The 16,583-nt window shown below is 63.2% G+C and carries 15 protein-coding genes and 1 tRNA gene; 13 read left to right on the top strand and 3 right to left on the bottom strand.

The window, feature by feature from the left end; translation table 11 throughout:
• The first annotated feature begins 23 nt into the window (after positions 1-23).
• From AC5RU9_RS20625 to AC5RU9_RS20610, 4 genes are all read left to right on the top strand, one after another.
• Positions 24-1,103, top strand: a complete 1,080-nt coding sequence (locus tag AC5RU9_RS20625; RefSeq protein WP_494017963.1) for a LacI family DNA-binding transcriptional regulator — start codon at positions 24-26, stop codon at positions 1,101-1,103.
• Positions 1,104-1,218: 115 nt separating this feature from the next.
• The gene (locus tag AC5RU9_RS20620; protein ID WP_211712764.1) at positions 1,219-2,112 is read left to right on the top strand and encodes a glucose 1-dehydrogenase; all 894 of its coding nucleotides are present in this window, start codon (positions 1,219-1,221) and stop codon (positions 2,110-2,112) included.
• Positions 2,113-2,328: 216 nt separating this feature from the next.
• Positions 2,329-2,934 carry a TasA family protein gene (locus AC5RU9_RS20615; protein WP_211712157.1) on the top strand — a complete coding sequence of 202 codons (606 nt, stop codon included), beginning with the start codon at positions 2,329-2,331 and terminating at the stop codon, positions 2,932-2,934.
• A 74-nt stretch (positions 2,935-3,008) separates the two neighbouring features.
• Complete coding sequence (locus AC5RU9_RS20610; protein ID WP_494017962.1) at positions 3,009-3,416, top strand: Hpt domain-containing protein; 408 nt, start codon at positions 3,009-3,011, stop codon at positions 3,414-3,416.
• Between the two features lie 21 nt (positions 3,417-3,437).
• Here the strand turns inward: AC5RU9_RS20610 and arr are convergent, their stop codons facing one another.
• Positions 3,438-3,848, bottom strand: coding sequence for an NAD(+)--rifampin ADP-ribosyltransferase (gene arr / locus AC5RU9_RS20605; RefSeq protein WP_494017961.1), 411 nt, complete (start codon positions 3,846-3,848; stop codon positions 3,438-3,440).
• A gap of 103 nt (positions 3,849-3,951) precedes the next feature.
• Between arr and AC5RU9_RS20600 the strand changes: the two genes are divergently transcribed.
• From AC5RU9_RS20600 to AC5RU9_RS20585, 4 genes are all read left to right on the top strand, one after another.
• Entirely contained in the window at positions 3,952-4,452 is a 501-nt protein-coding gene (locus AC5RU9_RS20600; protein ID WP_494017960.1) for a DUF2306 domain-containing protein, read from the top strand.
• A gap of 9 nt (positions 4,453-4,461) precedes the next feature.
• Entirely contained in the window at positions 4,462-5,238 is a 777-nt protein-coding gene (locus tag AC5RU9_RS20595; protein WP_494017959.1) for an alpha/beta fold hydrolase, read from the top strand.
• 517 nt (positions 5,239-5,755) lie between these two features.
• Positions 5,756-6,424, top strand: a complete 669-nt coding sequence (locus AC5RU9_RS20590) for a hypothetical protein (protein WP_494017958.1) — start codon at positions 5,756-5,758, stop codon at positions 6,422-6,424.
• 823 nt (positions 6,425-7,247) lie between these two features.
• A complete protein-coding gene (locus AC5RU9_RS20585) occupies positions 7,248-8,522 on the top strand; it encodes a Fic family protein (RefSeq protein ID WP_494017957.1) in 1,275 nt (424 codons plus the stop codon).
• 84 nt (positions 8,523-8,606) lie between these two features.
• Here the strand turns inward: AC5RU9_RS20585 and AC5RU9_RS20580 are convergent.
• Positions 8,607-8,683: transfer RNA gene (locus AC5RU9_RS20580), tRNA-Thr, on the bottom strand.
• Positions 8,684-8,845: 162 nt separating this feature from the next.
• Positions 8,846-9,724, bottom strand: a complete 879-nt coding sequence (locus AC5RU9_RS20575; protein ID WP_494017956.1) for a DsbA family protein — start codon at positions 9,722-9,724, stop codon at positions 8,846-8,848.
• Between the two features lie 176 nt (positions 9,725-9,900).
• Between AC5RU9_RS20575 and AC5RU9_RS20570 the strand changes: the two genes are divergently transcribed.
• The 5 genes from AC5RU9_RS20570 (at position 9,901) to AC5RU9_RS20550 (ending at position 16,583) form a co-directional block, all read left to right on the top strand.
• Entirely contained in the window at positions 9,901-11,403 is a 1,503-nt protein-coding gene (locus AC5RU9_RS20570; protein WP_494017955.1) for an alpha,alpha-trehalose-phosphate synthase (UDP-forming), read from the top strand.
• Complete coding sequence (otsB, locus tag AC5RU9_RS20565; protein WP_494017954.1) at positions 11,393-12,190, top strand: trehalose-phosphatase; 798 nt, start codon at positions 11,393-11,395, stop codon at positions 12,188-12,190. The genes AC5RU9_RS20570 and otsB overlap by 11 nt, the downstream gene beginning before the upstream one ends.
• Positions 12,191-12,396: 206 nt before the next feature.
• Positions 12,397-13,479 (top strand): ABC transporter ATP-binding protein, encoded by a 1,083-nt coding sequence (locus AC5RU9_RS20560; RefSeq protein WP_142936539.1) that lies wholly within the window; start codon positions 12,397-12,399, stop codon positions 13,477-13,479.
• Between the two features lie 99 nt (positions 13,480-13,578).
• Positions 13,579-15,165: a beta-N-acetylhexosaminidase gene (locus tag AC5RU9_RS20555; RefSeq protein ID WP_494017953.1), complete on the top strand. Its 1,587-nt coding sequence runs from the start codon at positions 13,579-13,581 to the stop codon at positions 15,163-15,165.
• Entirely contained in the window at positions 15,162-16,583 is a 1,422-nt protein-coding gene (locus AC5RU9_RS20550) for a DUF4032 domain-containing protein (RefSeq protein WP_309989969.1), read from the top strand. Before AC5RU9_RS20555 ends, AC5RU9_RS20550 begins: the two co-directional genes overlap by 4 nt.

The raw sequence follows: 16,583 nt of genomic DNA, 5'->3' as shown, positions 1-16,583 counted from the left end.
GATATACTCCTGGTGGAGGACAGATGATTTCGCAGGAGAAAAATCCAGGCAACGCGGCCACCCCCGGCGTTCCTGTCAAAAGCGACCGTGCCCATCCAGTGACCCTCCGCGAAGTCGCAGAAGCAGCCGGCGTTTCCACGGCCACAGTTTCCCTGGTGATCAACAAGAAAAAGAACGCGCGCATCGCAGACGAAACCCGCCAGCGCGTCAACGATGCCATTCGACAGCTTGGATACCGCCCCAATGCGATGGCCAAGAACCTGGTCAGTGGTACCTCAAAGTTCATCGGGCTGGTTGCCGACGGAGTTGCCACCACCCCCTTCGCGGGCCAAATCATCCACGGGGCGCAGGACGAAGCCTGGAAACACGGGTACGCGCTCCTGATCGCCAACACCGAGGGCAACCTCGACCTGGAAAAAGACGCCATCGCCATGATGCTGGAGTACAAGGTCCGCGGCATCCTGTACTCCACCTGGTTCCACCGGCCCACTGATGTTCCGTCGACGTTGCGGGAATCCGACTTTGTCCTGGTCAACTGCTTCTCGCCGGATTCACCATCTGCCCGGGCGGTGGTCCCTGATGAAGCCCAAGGCGGCCAATCAGCAACGGACATCCTCCTCCGTGGGGGCCACCGCCGCATCGCCTTCATCAACACCACCACCCCTGCCCCGGCGAAGGACGGACGGCTCGCAGGCTACCGTGCAGCGCTTGAGGTCGCGGGCATACCGTTCGACCCCGCCCTGGTCCTTGAGGCCTACCCGGACCAGGAAGGCGGTTACGGCGCTACCGCAGAGCTCTTGAAACGAGACGTGTCCGCCGTCTACTGCTACAACGACCGCATGGCCATGGGACTGTACGACGGCCTGCGGGAGAACGGACTGTCCATCCCGGACGACATCGCCGTGGTGGGGTTCGACAACCAGGAAGTCATCGCGGCACACCTTCGGCCGCCGCTGTCAACCGTATCGTTGCCCCACTACGAACTGGGGGCGGCCGGTGTGCGCATGCTCCTGGGCTTGGAAGCAGCCCCGGACGGTGCTGCCTTGAAAATCGCTTGCCCCGCGGTTGAGCGCGCTTCCGTAGCCGTTCACTCAGCGGCATAGACCGGGTTACCCGCCTGGAACTTGGCACGTACACCTCCACGTGCCTAAGGTAGAAATCGTAAGCTTACTTAGCTTTTTTGCCCGCGTTGCACGAAGAAGGACCAGGAGGACCACCATGACTGACCAGTACACCTTCCGAAACCCGGTCACCGCCTACGAGCACATCTCCCCGCCCAAGCAGCACCAGCCCGAGCCCGGCCTCGACGCAGAATTGACGCCGAAGGCGGACCTGGGCGAAGAAAGCTACCGGGGAACGGGGCGGCTGGAAGGACGCAAAGCGATCATCACCGGGGCCGACTCGGGCATCGGAGCCGCTACCGCCATCGCCTTCGCACGCGAGGGAGCCGACGTCGTCCTTTCCTACCTGCCCGAAGAGGAAGAAGACGCCGCCAGGATCGCCAACCTCATCGAAGCCGCAGGCCGCAAGGCCGTGAAGGTTCCCGGCGACCTCAAGGACTCAACCACCTGCCAGGAACTCGTGGACACCGCCGTCGCCGTGTTGGGTGGGGTAGACATCCTGGTCAACAACGCCGGCAAGCAGGTGGCCCAGAAGGAACTCGCCGACATCACGGACGAGCAGTTCGACCACACGCAGAAGACCAACGTGTACGCGATGTTCTGGCTGACCAAGGCCGCGCTCCCCCACCTGCAGCCAGGCTCAACCATCATCAACACCACGTCCATCCAGGCATACAACCCCTCGCCGACGCTGGTGGATTACGCCACGACCAAGGCAAGCATCAACAACTTCACCAAGGGCTTGGCGCAGCAACTTGCCCCCAAGGGGATCCGGGTGAACGCGGTGGCTCCAGGACCGATCTGGACGCCGCTGCAGGTCAGCAGCGGACAGCCGAAAGAGGAGCTGCCGGAATTCGGCCAGTCGACGCCCCTGGGCCGCGCCGGACAGCCCGCTGAGCTCGCCCCGGCCTATGTTTTCCTGGCCTCGCCTGAATCCAGCTACGTGGTGGGCGAAACGCTGAACGTCAACGGCGGCAGCCCCACCCCGTAGGACTGCTTCAACTGAATGACGACGCCGGTGCCTCCCCAGATGGGGAGGCACCGTTGCGTTTGGTGGCGAGTCTTGAGGTTTTCCTGAGGGACTGTTGCGGGTTTGCAGGATTGGTTCTTGAGGGTGGCCCGGCAAAGTAATTCCTGTCAGCCAAACAGGCCGATGCGAACTGGCCGGCCGGTCTCACGGTGGCCTACCGAAAGGACACTGATTCCCATGGCCATCAGCCTCAAGACCACCTCCGGCAAGATCCTCGCCTCCGTCGCACTGGTCGGCACTGCAGCCGCCGTCGCCGGCATGGGAACCTACGGCGCGTTCACCTCCTCCACCTCAGCCTCACAGGCCGTCACCGCAGGAACCGTCACCATCGCCCTGGGCACCGGCGCCAACAACACCCTCAACGTCCCCGTCGCGGGCCTGCTGCCCGGCGACAAAGTCGAAAAGCTCGTCACCCTGGCCAACACCGGCAACTCCGACCTGAACAACGTCACCCTCACCACCTCCGCCGGCGCCACCGGGTCCCTGCTCACCACCGACACCACCAACGGCCTGCAGCTGACCATCGAAAACTGCTCCGTCGCCTGGACCGGCACCGCCGCCCCCTACACCTGCGCCGGCACCAAAACGACCGTCCTCGCTTCGGGCCCGGTGATCGCCGCGAACAAGGTCCTGAACAACCTGACCTCCCTGACCAACGCCAAGACCGACAACCTCAAAGTCACCACCGCCTTCCCCACCACCGCGGACAACACCTTCCAAGGCGCCACCTCCACCATCGCCTTCTCCTTCACCGGCACCCAACGCACCGAAACCACCAAGTAACCACAAGCCCCGGGGGCCGGCCCGTTTGCCCTTCAGGCCGGTCCCCGGTCCACACCCGAAAGGAAGTCCAGGAGATGAGCGCACCGCGAAGCAACCGTGAAGGCCTCGACCTGGACCGGCTCCGCAGCCTGGCCGATGACCTCGGCGATCCCGCACCCGCATTGAGGTTCCTCACCAAGTACCTGTCAATGCTTAACGAACGCGTCGAGCGAATCGTCGAGGCCGTGGAGCATGGTGACGAGGAGGAGACAACAACAGCCGTGCTCAGCCTGAAGATCAGCTCCGCCATGGTGGGAGCCGTGGAAACCGAACACAAGTGCCGGGCCATCGAATCCATGATCCGGGAAGACCACTTCGACTACGCTGCGGACGCGCTTCCGGCCCTGCGGCAGACCGCGGACCGATGCGTCGCAGCCCGATCGGACCTCATCAGTGCAGCGCACACCTCCATGACACGGCACGGTGGATTCTTCCGGGCCTGAGGGGTTGGCCGGGCGCACTTCTTAGTTGATGATCTCGCCGCGCTCGTCCGCAAGGATGGCGCCCAGGCGTTCCTTCCAAGCACTCAATGCCTCCGGAGCCAGCCTGGTCCAGTCGGCAACTTCGCCGATCACGCGCAGTGGAGCGGTGCTGCGATACGAACGGGTGGGATTGCCCGGGAACTTCTTGTCCGTGACGTTGGGATCATCCTCGAACGGCCCGGTCGGTTCCACAGCGTAAACTCGAGGCTCACCGTCCCCCGCTGCGAGTTCAGCGGCAAGTCCCGCGCCGTCCCTCAGCGCAGTGAAGTAGATGTGGTTCATGATTACTTCCGGACGGTAGTTGGACCTGAAGCCCGCCCTCAATAGGTCTCCCTCCCGGAGGTCTGCCTTGGTGCCATGGTAGAAGGGGCCATCGTCACGTGGTTGAGTCACGGGACCACCCTAACCCCTCGACGTGAGACGCCAGCTGGCTTCCGCGTTCACGTCAGGCAAGGTGTGTCGCGGGCCCAGGAGAGCTGGCGGTTACGCTTGCCGTATGCCTTCGCCGTGGACATTCCTCATCGCATTTCACGCCATCGCTGCAGGCTACGCACTGATCTTCGGTGCAGTGAACCTGCTACGCCGCAACAAAGGCGGTGTGGCGCACAGGGTTCTGGGCCGAATCTGGGCGGTAGCAATGTACGTGGTGGTGCTCACCTCGTTCGGGATCCGGACCATCGACGGCGGGTTCAACTGGCTCCATGCTCTCTCGGTGTTGACGTTCTGCACGCTGACCATTGGCTTATGGTCGGTACGCAAAGGCAACATCCGCGCCCACCAACGCTTCATGACCGGGAGTTACTTCGGCCTTATCGGAGCCTTTATCGGCGTGGTGGCCGTACCCGATCGGAGACTCCCCCAGATGGCTATTCACGACCTCGCGGCCCTCACTCTGTGGGCAGGAGCCCTCGCACTCACCGCCGGACTCACCGTTGCCGGCCTGCTGCAATTGCGCCCCAAGGCCGGGGCCCAGCTCAGCATTCGGAAGCAGGGATAAAGTGGCACGGTGAACTTCGCCGAAGCGCCCGACGGCGCCAGACTCGCCTGGACGTCCGACGGCGAAGGCGATCCAATGCTTCTGATCGCCGGACAGGCAACGGCCATGGACGGCTGGGGCCCGACGGCGGGACGTCTGTCCCGCTCTTACCGCGTCATCCGCTTCGATCACCGGGGAATTGGGCGGAGTGGGCGAGGCGAAGCGGATCGCTACACCACGCGGCACTTCGCGGAAGACGCCGCAGCCGTCCTCGAAGCCGCCGATGCGGACCAGGCACATGTATACGGGCACTCGATGGGTGGGCGCGTTGGCCAATGGTTGGCCATCGATTATCCGGAGAAAGTGCGCACACTGGTCCTCGCCGCAACCAGTGGGGGCACATGGCCGGATCCAGGAACCCGAGCTGATAAGGCTGCTTTGGAGGCCCTGGTGAGCGGCGATACGGGAAGGCTTGAACCGCTCTTTTTCGACGCCGACTGGGTCCAGCGCAATCCTGACGCGACGCACGCTTTCTTCAATTCCCCGGCCTCGGCATGGGCCAAAGCGCGCCATTTCAAAGCCAGTCGGGACCACGACGCCTGGCGTGAACTGGGTGCTATCAAGTCGCCTACCTTGATTCTTCATGGGACTGATGACCGGCTCACACCATTGCCCAACGCCCTGCTCCTCCGCCGGCACATTCCACGGTCAGTTCTGGTGCGGGTGCCAGGCGCGGGTCATGGGCTGCACTTGGACCACCCCGAAACAGTCGATTGGATCCGGCAGTTCATGGCCCGCACGACCTGAACACAAGCCTCCCTGGCTGGGCCGCTCATGCGCCGCTCAACCTTTACGTACGACTTAGCTTTCCTGTGGAGCGGAGCCTCGAACCTGTTCCTCACACAGCCCCGGGTCTGCTTCAAAAGAGTCGGATTTAGAACCGGTACTCTTCCGGACGGGCATTTTTCTTGCCGCCCCGACCATTGTTATTGGACATCCGTGATGCAAGGCAGGACTGACCGCTCGCGGCGCTCAGCTGCTGCAAGCAGGCACTTGACTTGACGTCGATGCCAAACGGGCCTTGGCTAAAAGGGTCCGAAAGCAAGATTCGTTCAATCGGATCACAGTTGGGGCCGAACATTGGATGCTGCCAGTGCGCAGATGCTCATACGGCCCACAGACAATATTGGGGAAAAATGAAGATATTGGGGAAATCCTTCGAAGAAGAAACGAAGGTCAAGAAATCACGGCGTCTCCGAGCTAAAGATGCACGGCAAGCCATCATGGCCAGCGGGGCTCTCGCCGCTGTGATACCGCGCAGCCCGTGTCAATTGTCCCGGTCTCCGGATCGAAAGCAAGCACGGTCGATCGACTCGGCGCCGAAGTAATACAGGAAGACGGCTACGGATTCGTTACTGGCACAGGCACCAGCGGAACGAATGCCAGTTTCGTTGTAATCGAAAACGAAACCGCGCCGAACGCCTTTGCGTTCCGGATCGGCGATCCTTCGGCCACTCTGACGTTAGTAGAAGACGGCAGTGCATTGGTTGCGAATGGATCCGGTGACGTCGTTAACTACCTGGCCAAACCGTGGGCACGCGATGCGACGGGGAAGGACCTGCCCACCCACTACACGGTGAATGGCAACACCGTTACTCAGCATGTTGATACCACCGGCGCGCAGTTCCCTGTGGTTGCCGATCCTACGACGGGTTGCGGCTTTGGTTGGTGTTCGGTGTATTTCAACCGTGCAGAGACTAATGGAATTGCTGCCGGTGGCGCCGTTGCGGTCGGTTCGATTACCGCAGCGTGCGCCCAACTGAACCCTGCGGCCGGCGCAGCATGCGCCGTAGTCAGCGGAGCAGTCGTTGTGGTCGCACAGGGAGCCAACGCCAATGGAAACTGCGTCGGAATTGTTGGCTACGGCGTGCCCGGGGCCTTGGCAGGCTGGAACCCATTCGTCGAACCCCGAGGTACCAGCCACTGTCCATGACCCAACCCCATGAAAGGAGAATAGGATGATCTCGATGCGCACCTATCGAATTGGGCTCCTCGTGCTCTGTGTACTATGCGCAGTACTGACCCCCTTCGCTGTGCTCGGACACGTGTCTCCAGAGTTCAGCAATCTCGCGCTGGCGGCCGTTGTCGGCTGGATCATATACGGCGCACTGATGCGGCAGCGACGTAAGCAGCAACCGATCAGTCAACACAAGTAACGCCCAGCCCGGGGCCACCATTACCAGTGGCCCCGGGCTGCCGGTCCAACAAAAGTGAAAGTTCAGCCTGTTGCTGGCGGCGCGAGCTACCAAAAGAACCGAGAGCTCTCCGTCGGACCAGCCTCGGAACCTACAACTGGCGCGCCACTTTCCGGTCGATTCGTCCTTCGCGGCGCTGATCGTCCCCAAGTGCCAATCGGCAGGCTGGCCCTTCCTGTCGGGTGGTCCGTTCGACGCCTCCGGCATTATCCCTGAGGCCACGGCAACAGCCGTGGGTGGGACGAAAGCCACCAACCCAGACACCGCCTTGGCCGACGTGACGGCGGGCAAGTCCGGCGCGTACTTCGCGTACCCAGCATTGCCAAGACCCTCCGTCGCCAGCCCCCATCCGAACTCGCCGGCAAGTATGAGGTCGCATCCCATGACACTCGGACGCTGGCTCTGAATCACCGGCGGAGGGTGGCTGGGCATTGGCTTCGGCTTGCTGATCCTGGGACTGAAGCCGTCCGCAGCGCCGTCAACATGAGAACCAGGGACGCCGATATTCTCATTTACCTCCTACTATGAGAAAATCAGGGTTAAGTCTTCTCAAAGGAAACCATGGACCCTCAGGCGCAACAGCCCCGCGGCATCCCCGCCGGCGAACAGTCTGGCGCAAACCTGCACTCCGAATCAGGCACCTCCCTGTTCGCCGACGCCCGAGGCTGGCCGACCATTGGCTACGAGGAGCATCCGTGGGAAACCGACCCCAACCGTGGCGCCTCCCGACGGCAGCGGCTGCTGGCCCGCGGACCCTATGAGGCCGCAGTCGCTCCCGAGATCGCTAGCCTGGATCCGGCCATTGATTCCCGAACCCAGGCGTTGGCAGAAGCGGCGACAGTGGAGATGGTCCGCTTCGACGCTGAGCTGGGCCGGGATACCACACCGTTCGCGGCGCTGCTACTGCGCAGCGAGTCCGCCTCCAGCTCCCAGATTGAGAACCTGACCGCTGGCGCCCGCAAGATCGCCCTGGCCCAGCTTGGTGACACCTCCAGCACAAACGCCTCACTGATCGCCTCCAATGTCAGGGCCCTGCAGGCTGCGATCGACCTGTCCGAGGACCTGTCAGTGCAGAACATCGCGGTCATGCACCACGCCCTGCTGAACGCCTCCGACGAAAACATCGCCGGTGAGTACCGTGACGCCCAGAACTGGATCCGCGGCAACTCCCCACACACGGCCGAGTTCGTCCCGCCCCACCCGGATCGGGTAATGCCGGCCGTCGAGGACCTGGTGGCCTTTATGCAGCGAGACGACGTCCCAGCCCTGACCCAAGCGGCGATCGCGCACGCCCAGTTCGAAACCATCCACCCATTCGCCGACGGCAACGGCCGCACCGGGCGGGCCATCGTCAGCGCCCTGCTGCGAGCCAAAGGCGTCACCGAGAACGTCACCGTGCCCGTGTCCTCGGGATTGCTGACCGATACCCGCCTGTACTTCCACGCACTGGGCGCCTACCGCGAAGGGGACATCCAGCCGATCGTGGAGCGCTTTGCCGAGTCCGCTGTCCGCGCCGTCGACAACGGCCGGCAACTGACGACAGACATTGAGGCGGTAGAAGCAAGCTACAGGGAACGCCTGGCGGGTGTACCCTCATCCGTCCGTAAAGTCCTGGACTTGGTACCACGGGAGCCGGCACTGACGGCTGAAATGGTCGCCGAACACACTGGGGCCTCCATGGCCACCGCCTACCGGGCAGTGGAACGGCTGGAACACGCGGGCGTCTTGGCATCCGCCGGAAAAATCCGCGGCACCCGGGTTTGGGTGGCTCCGGACATCATCGCAGCCCTGGACGCCTTCGCCGACCGTGCAGGACGCAGAAACAGGCATCGATAAAGACCGGACGGGTTCTACAGATTCAAATCGATGCAGCAGCAGAAAACCCCTCCATCCCGGCAATCGCCGGAATGGAGGGGTTCGTGGAGCCCCCTGTCGGATTCGAACCGACGACCCCCGCTTTACAAGAGCGGTGCTCTGGCCAACTGAGCTAAGGAGGCGTAACAACACAGCAGCGCCGCCGAAACAACGCTAGACAAGGTTAGCCCACACCCTCCCCAGCAACGAAATTAGAAGATGAACGGCAACCCTGGCAGGACCAAACAAATAGCGGCCGGTCACCCAGCAAGGGTGACCGGCCGCCGTCGTAATTACAGGAAGGCTTAGCCCTTGGCCGTGATGGCCGTCTGGATCTCAGCGTTCAGGTCGGTGGAGCCGTCCCACTGCTTGCCGTCGACGAAGACGGTAGGCGTGCCCGTGACGCCGATTGCCGCAGCTTCCTGCGTCGCAACCTTCACCCAGGGCCGGAACTGCTTGCTGTCGATGCAGGAGTCGATGTTGGCCGCCCCTACCTCAGTGGCCATGGCTTTCAGGTCCTTGTCGGAGATGCCTGCGCTGCCTTCGGCCGGCTGGCGTTCAAAGAGGAGGTTGAAGAAGTCCGCGTACTTTTCCGGAGAAGTGTTCACCACGCAGGCCGCAGCGTTGGCCGCGCGCGAGGAGTAGTTGGTGGTGGACTGCTGGTCCAGGAAGCCAAGTGCGCGGTATTCGAGGGAGATTTTTCCATCGTTGCGGAGCTTCGTCAGCGAGTCACCGTAAGTGGTTTCGAAGCGCTTGCAGACGGGGCAGATGAAGTCGATGTAGGCAACTACCTTGACCGGCTTTCCGGCCTCAGCCTCGCCACCTGGAACAGCTACGGTTGCGGGCTTGCTGGCGAGCGGCGCGGGCACATCAGCCACGTTGACGGTGGCGGGTTCCGACTTCACAACATCGCTGTTGGCCAGCAGCGTGACGCCACCGTGCACGTTGCCGTTGGCGGGCGTGGGGCCGTTGTCGGCAATCGGCGCGTTGTTTTGGACGTTGCCAACAACTACGAACGCCACCACCGCAATGATGACAACGATGGCAACCACAATGCCCCAGCCGACCAGAAGCTTGTTCCGCTTCTCCTTCTTCAACTGCTCTTCGCGGATTGCGCGCGCTTTTTCCCGGGCCTGGGCGGTGCGCTCAGCCTTGGACAGGCGGGATTCGTTTGCGGGGCTCATCAGTTCCTCGGGTTACTCGACGTCGTAGTGAATAGCTAGGGCAACGGGGACAGTTTACGGGAGCGAACTTGGAGCTCTACCGCACACCTTCCCGCCCGGTTGTTGAACGATCAACTGCCGGTGAAGATTCCGCTAGTAGGCTGGGAGTTGAGTCACAGCAACCCCAGGGAGCGTTAATGCAGGATCCGGCAAGCGAAAAACTCAGTACCGAACAAGCCCCCAAGGCTTCTGCAACGAAGAAGCCTACGGCCAGCACGTTCGATTTCATGGTGGTCTCCAACAGGTTGCCTGTAGACCGTTGCAGCAGCGACGGCAACGACGACGGCGGTGACGGCTGGCGCCGTTCGCCCGGCGGCCTGGTCACGGCATTGGCGCCCATGATGACAAAGTCCGACGGCGCATGGGTGGGTTGGCATGGCGCCCCCGACGAGACCGTGCGGCCCTTCAGCCACGAAGGCATGGACCTGGTCCCGGTCCAGCTCAGCAGCCACGAAGTTGAGCTATATTACGAGGGCTTTTCCAACGCGACCATCTGGCCGCTTTACCATGACGTCATCGCCCCACCGGAGTTCCACCGTACGTGGTGGGACTCGTACCGGACCGTCAACAAGAAGTTCGCCGACGCCGTCATACGGCACGCGGCGGACGGTGCCACTGTGTGGGTCCAGGACTACCAGCTCCAGCTGGTGCCGCGCCTGCTGCGCGAGGCCCGGCCGGACCTGAAGATCGGCTTCTTCAACCACATCCCGTTCCCGCCGCCGGAGATTTTCGCCCAACTCCCGTGGCGCCGCGAAATCATCGACGGCCTGCTGGGTGCAGACCTCCTGGGTTTCCAGCGTCCCAGCGATGCCGGCAACTTCATGCGCTCCGCACGCCGGTTCCTGGGCGCCAGCGTCAAACAGCAGCAGGTCCATGTGAAGGGTCCCGACGGCGAAGTCACGCACATCGCCCGGGCACAGGCCTTCCCAATCTCCATCGATGTGGACCAGATCCGCGAACTCGCCGCGAACCCGGACATCATTGAGCGGGCCAAGCAGATCCGCCGCGACCTTGGGGACCCCACCACCATCCTTTTGGGCGTTGACCGTTTGGATTACACCAAGGGAATCGGCCACCGGCTGAAGGCTTTCGAGGAACTCCTGCGTGAGGGCAGCATCAAGGTGGAGGACGCCACCCTGATCCAGGTTGCCAGCCCCAGCCGGGAGCGCGTTGAGCAGTACAGGCTGCTGCGCGAGGAAATCGAAGGCACTGTGGGGCACATCAACGGCACGTACGACACCATCCAGAACACTGCTGTGCGCTACCTGCACCACAGTTATCCGGTGGAGGAGATGGTGGCCCTGTACCTCGCCGCGGACGTCATGCTGGTGACTGCACTGCGCGATGGCATGAACCTGGTGGCCAAGGAATACGTGACCGCCCGCCAGAATGACGACGGCGCCCTGGTCCTTAGTGAATTCGCCGGTGCAGCCGATCAGCTCAAGCAGGCCTTCCTGATCAACCCGCACGATATCGACGGGTTGAAGTCGGCCATCCTGCGCGCAGTCAACCTGCCGCCCAAGGAAGCCCGCCGGCGCATGAAGCTGATGCGCAAGCAGATCCTGGACCACGACGTCGATCACTGGTCCGCTGAGTTCCTGGCTGCCTTGGAGGAGAAGGTGGTCCGCGATGACAGCTGAGAACCTGTCGCTCAAGCCCGAATTGCTGGACGCCATCCGACGTATCGCGGACACCGAACACCTGCTGGTGGCCCTCGACTTCGACGGCACGCTCTCCCCCATCGTGGACCGCGCTGAAGACGCCCGCCCACTCCCGCGGTCCGCCGCGGCCTTGGCGGAGCTCGCCGAACTTCCACGCACGACGACGGCACTCATCTCGGGCCGGGCACTGGACAGCTTGCGGCTGGTCGCCTCACCTCCGTCCACCACGCTGCTGGTGGGGAGCCACGGGGCTGAAGTTTGGCTGGGCGAGGGATCACAGGGTTTGGAGCTGGACGATGATCAGCGCGCCACGTTGGCTTCCGTCCGGGAGGTCCTCGCCGAGATCGTGGACGTCGCTCCGGGCACGGTGCTCGAAGACAAGCCCGCCGGCGTCGTGCTCCACACGCGGATGGCCGACGACGACGTTGCGGAAGACGCCGTCGAAGCTGCTACCCGGGTGCTAGCTGAGCGTCCCGGTGTGTACCTGAAGACGGGCAAGCGGGTGCTGGAAACATCGGTAGTCCACGCTTCGAAGGGTGAGGCTGTGGAGTTCCTCCGGCAGGCAACCGGCGCGACGGCCATCGTGTTCGCCGGGGATGACGTCACGGACGAGGATGCCCTGGGCCGGCTGATGGGAGACGACGTAGGCATTAAGGTCGGCCTCGATTTCACCCAGGCGCAGTACCGCGTGGAGGCTCCTGTCCACGTGGCGGAGCTGTTGGAGGCCCTCCTGAAGGAGCGTCGCCGGGTGGTCGCCGCAGCCTAGCCGGTGACCAACCCCACATGTGACCTTTGTAACATTTAGGTCATTCATCCAAAAGTCTGACATACTCTTGGATGTGATGTGACGCACAGTACCGTGCGACGTCACACGATCCTCCCCGGCCATTGGCCGGGGAGTTCAACTGAAGAAAATGAACCATTCACAACGGATCGTCCGGCACGTACCTGCCGGTGAAGGGATTGATAACTGTGGCAACAGTTACTTTTGATAACGCTACGCGTCTGTACCCGGGCACAGATAAGCCCGCCGTCGATAAGCTCAACATCGACATCGCCGATGGCGAATTCCTGGTCCTCGTTGGACCCTCCGGTTGCGGTAAGTCCACCTCCCTGCGCATGCTCGCAGGCCTTGAGGACGTCAACGCAGGCCGCATCCTCATCGGCGACCGCGACGTCACTGACGTTCCGCCGAAGGACCGCGACATCGCAATGGTCTTCCAGAACTACGCCCTGTACCCGCACATGACCGTTGCGGACAACATGGGCTTCGCCCTGAAGATCGCCGGCGTTTCCAAGGAAGAGCGCGCAGAGCGTGTTCGCGAAGCCGCCAAGCTCCTTGACCTTGAGCAGTACCTGGACCGCAAGCCGAAGGCCCTCTCCGGCGGTCAGCGCCAGCGTGTTGCCATGGGTCGCGCAATCGTCCGTAACCCCCAGGTCTTCCTCATGGATGAGCCGCTCTCCAACCTTGACGCCAAGCTCCGCGTCCAGACCCGTACGCAGATCGCCTCCCTGACCCGCCGCCTCGGCGTCACCACGGTTTACGTGACGCACGACCAGGTCGAGGCCATGACCATGGGTGACCGCGTCGCCGTCCTGAAGGATGGCCTGCTGCAGCAGGTTGACACCCCGCGCAACCTTTACGACCGCCCGCAGAACGTCTTCGTTGCAGGCTTCATCGGCTCCCCGGCCATGAACCTCCTGGAACTCCCCGTGGTCGACGGCGGCGTCCAGTTCGGTGGAACGGTCTACCCCGTGCCGCGCGACGTCCTCCAGGAAGCTCACGGCCAGACGGTCACCGTCGGTTCCCGTCCGGAAGACCTCGAGACCGTCGGCAACGGCGAAGGCCTGCAGGTTGAGGTCGACGTCGTCGAAGAACTCGGCGCCGACGCCTACGTCTACGGCCACACCATCCTTGATGGCAAGAGCCACGACATCGTTGCCCGCGTCGATGGCCGTCGCCCCCCGATGAAGGGTGAGTCCATCTTCGTTCGTCCGCAGTCCGGCCACGTGCACCTGTTCGACACCAAGACGGGCCTCCGCCTGGGCGACTAGCCCGACGCTGACGCGTCTGTACGTTCCGCATTTTGATAGCGGCCCGACCCCTCCCGGTCGGGCCGCTCTCGCGTTAACCTTTCTCCCAGAAAGAACGGCATGAACACGACAGATACCCTGATCCCCCGCCCCTCGCACGTCGAACTCCTGGACAGCCCTGCCTTCACGCTCGCCGCCAACGCCCGGATCGTGGCCAGTGATCCTGCCGTGCCCGTCGCTGAACAGCTTGCCTCGCTGCTCCGCCGCGGCACCGGTTTCGAGCTGCCCATAGCGGAGGACACCCGCCCCGGTGACGTGGTGCTTGAGCTGGTGGAAATGTTCGACGGCGGCCCGGAAGCGTACTCGCTCACCGTCACCGAAGATGCCATCCGGCTTACGGCCTCCACTGACGCCGGCCTGTTCAATGGGGTGCAGACACTGCGGCAGCTTTTCCCCGCCTCCATCGAGGGAACCCCGCCGAGCGCCGATGGCACCTGGGTGATTCCCGCCGTCGATATCGCTGACGCGCCGCGTTTCGCCTACCGTGGCCTCATGCTGGACGTTGCCCGCAACTTCTTCACTGTGGAGGAGGTGAAGGAGCAGATCGACGTGATGACGCAGTTCAAGCTGAACGCACTGCACCTGCACCTCACTGACGACCAAGCATGGCGGATCGAAATCCGCACCCCGGCTGACAATCCATCAGGTTTGGACTACGCTAACCTCACCGCAACTGGTGGTCAGGGCGCCGTCGAGGTCCCCACCGCCGTGCCTCCGCGCGGCAACTCCGGTTTCTACACGCAGCAGGATTTCAGGGACATCCAGGCGTACGCCGCCAGCAAGAATGTGCTGGTGGTCCCGGAGATCGACCTCCCCGGGCACGTCAACGCCGCCCTCGCCGCCATCCCGCAACTCAACCCGGATGGCCAGGCCAAACCCATGAGCACCACGGCCGAGGTTGGCTGGTCAACCCTGAGCGCGGACCTGCCAACCACGTACGAGTTCGCCCGCGAGGTCCTCGGACAGCTCGCCGATATCACGGTAGGCCCCTACCTGCACATCGGCGGGGACGAAGCCCACGTCACAGCACACGACGACTACGTCGCCATGGTGCAGCAGTTCGTCCGGATAGCCGCAGCGACGGGTAAGGCCGTGGTGGGCTGGAACGAGTTCGCCGCCGTCGAGCTTCCCGAAGGTGCCGTGATCCAGTACTGGCACGGCGATGTGGAGGCCACCGTGAGACAGGCCGAAAACAGCGGCGTGCCTGTCATCATGTCCCCGGCAGCTAACACCTACCTGGACCAGAAATATGATCCGGGCAGCCCTGTCGGCCTGTCGTGGGTGGACGGCGGACCCTTCACCTGGTCCGAGTATTACAACTGGGACCCAGCCCAGGGCGGCCTGCAGGACCAGCAGATCCTCGGCATCGAGGGGCCCCTCTGGTCGGAGACCGTGCGGAACAACAAACAGGCCCAATGGCTCCTGTACCCGCGGGCGGTTTCACTGGCGGAAGTGGCTTGGTCCGGTCAGGAAGTCCGCAACGCCGGTGACTTTCGACGTCGGCTGGGCGCCTTGGGTGAGCGGCTCACGCGGCAGGGCGTCGTCTTCCAGGAAGCGCCCGACGTCGAATGGTCGGCGAAGCCGGAATACCCCTTTCCAGGCACGATAGCCGCCAGCGACGCCGAGTACGGAACAATTGAGGCATGAGCGAGCAAAACGAAGCCCAGTGGCACGACGAACCGACCGACTACGGGCAGATCGGCAAGCTCCCCCGCACTGAAGCCGCAAGCGCGCAGGACACCGCACCTCCTGCCAGCGTCATCGGTTCACTGAACATCACCGCAGCCGCAGCGGATCCCGAGCTGCTGGACCTGCCGTGGCACATCGCTTTGGAGGATTGGCCGACCGAGAACCTGGCCGCACTCCCCCGCGGCATCTCCCGGCACATCGTGCGCTTCGCCCATTTGGGCGGCTCAGTGATCGCCATCAAGGAAACCTCCGAGCACGTGGCCCGCCACGAGTACCACATGCTCCGGAAGCTCGCGCGGCTGGACGTTCCTTGCGTGGAGCCGGTGGCGGTCATCACCGGGCGCACCACGGCGGACGGCCGTCCGCTGAACCCGGTGCTGGTCACCCGGCACCTGAAGTTCTCCATGCCGTACCGTGCGTTGTTCTCCCAGATGCTTCGCAAGGACACCCTGACCCGCCTGATCGACGCCCAGGCGCTGCTTCTGGTCCGCCTGCACCTTGTTGGCTTCTACTGGGGCGACGTGTCGCTCTCCAACACGTTGTTCCGCCGTGATGCCGGCGCCTTCGCCGCCTACTTGGTGGATGCCGAAACGGGCGAGCTTTACCCGGACCTCTCCATGGGCCAGCGTGAATACGACCTCGAGATCGCCCGGGTGAACATCGCCGGTGAACTGATGGACCTGCTGGATGGCGGACTGATCGAGGAAAAGGTTGACCCCGTAGCCACCAGCGAGCTGATCATGGACAGCTACCGCCGGCTGTGGACTGAGTTGACGGAGAAGGAGTCCTTTGAGCTCGGCGAACGGTGGCGTGTGGCCGCCCGCATCCGCCGCCTCAACGAGTTGGGCTTCGACGTGGAGGAATACGCCATCAAGACCACGGCGGACGGCTCCACCATCCAGCTCCAGCCAAAAGTGGTCGACGCCGGCCACCACCAGCGGCGGTTGCTTCGCCTCACGGGCCTGGACGCCCAGGAGAACCAGGCCCGCAGGCTCTTGAATGACATGGACCAGTTCCGGGCCGACAACAACCCGGACCTCGATGAGGAGATCAGCGCGCATATTTGGGTGAGCCAGATCTTCGAGCCGATCGTGCGTTCCATTCCGCGGCACCTGGCCGGGAAGCTGGAGCCGGCAGAAGTTGTCCATGAGGTCCTGGAGCACCGCTGGTACATGAGCCAGAAGCAGGACAGGTACGTGCCGCTGGCCGAGACCGTGCAGTCCTACCTCGACACTGTGCTGCAGCACCGCCGCGACGAGGCAGCCATCATGCTGAACCCGGACACTGAGTTGTTGAAGATCCTTGAGGTCGAGGTGGAGGAATCCGGCCGGTACGACGACGAGGATGAAGACGAGTACCCGGACGCTGACGACTAA

Source organism: Arthrobacter sp. B0316-5-4 (assembly GCF_059090325.1).
Note: the sequence above shows the minus strand (reverse complement) of the source record. Positions and strands in the feature narration are given on the sequence as shown.